Origin of the sequence: Gemmiger sp. (genome assembly GCF_036306485.1) — a bacterium.
Lineage (GTDB): Bacteria > Bacillota > Clostridia > Oscillospirales > Ruminococcaceae > Gemmiger.
Genome location: NZ_JAXJZK010000004.1, coordinates 1 through 3,278, shown reverse-complemented (window position 1 = coordinate 3,278; position 3,278 = coordinate 1). Strand labels below are relative to the sequence as shown.

General features: G+C 63.6%; 3 protein-coding genes. All 3 read right to left on the bottom strand.

Annotation, left to right across the window (positions count from 1 at the left end; all coding sequences use genetic code 11):
• Positions 1-1,646, bottom strand: a 1,646-nt coding sequence (locus tag U0L91_RS00470; protein WP_330043928.1) for a phage terminase large subunit family protein, incomplete at its 3' end; no start/stop codon positions are given.
• Complete coding sequence (locus U0L91_RS00465; RefSeq protein ID WP_008981434.1) at positions 1,630-2,205, bottom strand: protoporphyrinogen oxidase; 576 nt, start codon at positions 2,203-2,205, stop codon at positions 1,630-1,632. The genes U0L91_RS00465 and U0L91_RS00470, both read right to left, overlap by 17 nt.
• 252 nt (positions 2,206-2,457) lie before the next feature.
• The gene (locus U0L91_RS00460) at positions 2,458-3,111 is read right to left on the bottom strand and encodes a serine/arginine repetitive matrix protein 2 (protein WP_118761577.1); all 654 of its coding nucleotides are present in this window, start codon (positions 3,109-3,111) and stop codon (positions 2,458-2,460) included.
• Between the last annotated feature and the right edge of the window lie 167 nt (positions 3,112-3,278).

The following is a 3,278-nucleotide window of genomic DNA, read 5'->3' as shown; positions in this document are numbered from 1 at the left end:
CCGGCGTCGGGGTGCCGGTTGAAATGGCAGTATTTTGGCCCGGGCTCCTGCACCTTCAGATTAGCCATGATCGTCGCCTTGCCGGCGTCGACGCCGATGGTGTAGAGCCAGCAGGTGATCCGCTTGTTGTCGCGGATCGGCACCTTGCTCGGGGGCGAGACGAAGGGGATGCCGTCGCCGCCCTTGCCCTTGATGGCAAAGACGCGCTTGCCGGCGCGGGCCCGGCACGCCTCATAGACCTCTTGGGTGAAGTGGCCGCCGGAGTCGACGCAGGTGATGGAGATCTTCAGGCCGCGGCCGTTTTTGAACTTGTAGACGCGGTCGACCACGTCGTCGAGCCGCTGCCAGACCTCCGGGGTGTCTGGCCGGCCCATGATGTAGCCCTTGACGACGCCCCACGTCTCGCCGTACTTCCCGTGACCGACTACCTCGTATTCGAGGCGGTTGTCCTGAGTGTCGACGCCGCAGGTCAGCACGAGCACGCCGTCAGGCAGCTCCACAGGGGTGCCGTCCGAGCGGGTGCCGTAGTCCTCACGGCGGGCAAGCATGGTGTCCTCGTCCTCGAGGTCGCCTCGATCTTCCCACAGTTGGCCGAGCAGGGTGTTGTAGACGACCTTGAGGCGCTGCGGGTCATCCTTGGCGTCGAGGAACTTGAGGACGATCTTCTCCCACGGAGTCCACGGGCTCGAGAAGGCATTGAGCCAAAAAGAACGGACGCCCTTCTTGTAGGCGTCCGGGTTGTCGGCGATCCACTTGGCAGGCTGCTTTCGCATGACGTCCTCGGGGATCAGGCAGCCGCACGCCGGGCAGCTCCACGAGACGCCGCTCTTGAGGCTCCACGACTTTTTCCCGCGGATCCTCTTGACCTCCGGGTCGAAGTGGATATTGTCGAACACGATCTCGCTGTACTCCCCACACTCGGGGCAGCGGTGGCACCAGCGTTCCTGCGTGCCTTGGTAGAAACTCGTCTCGATGTTGCTGTTGCCCTTGATGGTCGGGGTCGAGACCTCGACCGCCTTGGCGTTGTAGAATGTGGCCTGACGTGCTTCGGCCAGCGCCCACGGGTCGCCCTCGGTGCCGGCACTGGTCGCCCAGCGGTCGCGCTCGTCGCCGATGATATAGCGGGCAGGCGTGGAGGCCAGAGCCGAGGCGCTGTTGGAGCCGGTCAGAGTGAGCATACCGCCCGGGAACGACTTCTGAAGGATCGTGTTGCCGCTGTCCTTGGCCTTGACGTCGTGCACCTTCGCCTTCAGGGGTTTGCTGTCGCGGATCATAGGGGCCACGCGGAGGCGGCTGAACTTCCGGGCGTCGTCGATGGTCGGGTGGACGTAGAGGATGCTGCCGGGGTCTTGGTCGATGATGTAGCCGATGATGTTGAGCTCGAGCTCGGACTTGCCGACCTGAGAGGCGGCCACCATGACTATTTTGTGCACCTTCGGATCCGTAAAGGCCCGCATGGGCTCCTCGAGGTACGGGGTGCGCTTGGTACGCCACGGGCCGGCCTCGGCTGAGCTTTCCGGGGAGAGGCGGCGGTGCTTGTCGGCCCACTCGTCCACGGTCAGACTCTCAGGCGGGGCGAAGCGTTTGACCGCTCCGGCGATGGCGGTATTGAGCTTCGCGGCGGCTTTTTTAGTCGTCCGCGTCATCGGCGAGCTGCTCGCTCCAGCCTTCCCGATCCCTTACTCGCCGGGCGTACACCTCGGGATCGTATTTATAACCGGCCAGCTCCGTCAGGATCTTGTAGACCTCTGTGCGGATGATCTCAGACGCCTCGGCGGGTGTTGCTGCGCCGGTGACGTCGACGGCCAGACGGCCCGGCAGGGCCACGAGCATCGACCTGATATTGTAGACGAGGTCGGTCATCACAGCCTCGACGTCCTCGCTGCGGTGCATGGTGCCCTCGAGCTCACTGAGCTGGAGGGCGGCGATGTCTGCCTTGCTGCGCTTGAGGTCAGCCTCAGCCTCCAGACGCCGGCCCTCGATCTCGCTGTCCTTCTTCGACGGCTCCCGGCCGTTGGCCTTGGCCGTCAGGTATCGGATGTACCTCTGGATCGTCGGCAGCAGGTCATAGCGGTTGGCGTTGCCTTCCTTGACCGCGGCGATGACGCCATCCTTGGTGAGCTGCTGCACTCGGCGGGGCGTCATGTCGAACAGGGCTGCGATGGTCTTGCTGTCGACGAGCTTGTTGTTGGTTGGGTTCGGCATGGCGTTCCCTCCTTTCTGCCGCTCGGGCGAAACGAAACGGCCCGAAAAAAATTTTTCCCGGCTGCGCGTTTTTTGGGCTCGCCAGCACCGCAGGCCAGAGGGGCCCGTCACAGTACCTTGCGGCGCTGTGCGTGGCCGTGGAGGCGTCTGCGCGGCGCTGTGGCGCGCTCTGTGCGCGTCTGGCGGTGTGGGCCGTGCTCGGTGTCTGGTGCGGCTGTGGACGCGCTGTGCGGCGTTCTGGTGGGCTCTGGCTTAGAGGCCGAGGGCTCGCTTCATGTGGTGCTCGAGGCGCTTGCTGGTCTCGGTGTTGAGCCGGAGCATGATGGCCTCGTTGGTGCGGTCGCTGGTTATCATCTGCGGCACCGAGATGGTGGTCAGCTTCTTGATGTCGGTGCGGGTCTTGCTCATTCGCTGGAATGGGATCCAGCTCGTGCCGTCGCTCTTGGTGTTGCCTGTCCCCATGAGAATATTGTGCGATCGCTGCGAGAACGGGCCGCCCGGGGTTCTTGTGTTCAAATAGCGGCCAACTACCTTCTTCTGCCCCTTGAGCACCTGCGCCTTCAGCGTGTAGCTCTTACCGCGGGGCGGTGCCTTCGGTGTCATGCCGAAGTGCACAGGGGTCAGGAGCCTGCCCTTATAGGTGATGGCGAGCTCCTCGATGGTCTCGCCGGTGATCTGGATGCTGCCGGCCATCTTCTTCGGCTTTCCGCTGCCCGAGGGTGTGATCTCCGACTTCTTGATGTTGTAGACGGCCGTGACCTCCTGAGCGATCCAGCCCGGGGCTCTGGCCTTGACGTCCTTGATGGTGTTGCTGATGGCCTTCTTGCCGCCGTTCTCGATTGCCTCGAGGTCAGCGACGAGCTGTTGCAGGTTGCTGAGCTGCGCCGAGATGCTGTTCTGCGGCATGGCCGTCGCCTCCTTCCTATATGCAAAAAGAGACCGGCGGGCGTTGGTTCGCCCGTCGGCCTCTTGCCGTCGGTTGTTATTTGGTTTTCCTCTGGTCAGCCGCTCGGAATTGTCACGGCGTTGCCCGTGTGTCCGGCGGTCTTTTGCAGGATATAGAATAGCACGGG

What these genes read in the sequence shown, in the direction of transcription:
- U0L91_RS00460 (WP_118761577.1), bottom strand. Translation starts at nt 3,111, where the DNA reads ATGCCGCAGAACAGCATCTCGGCGCAGCTCAGCAACCTGCAACAGCTC.
- U0L91_RS00465 (WP_008981434.1), bottom strand. Translation starts at nt 2,205, where the DNA reads ATGCCGAACCCAACCAACAACAAGCTCGTCGACAGCAAGACCATCGCA.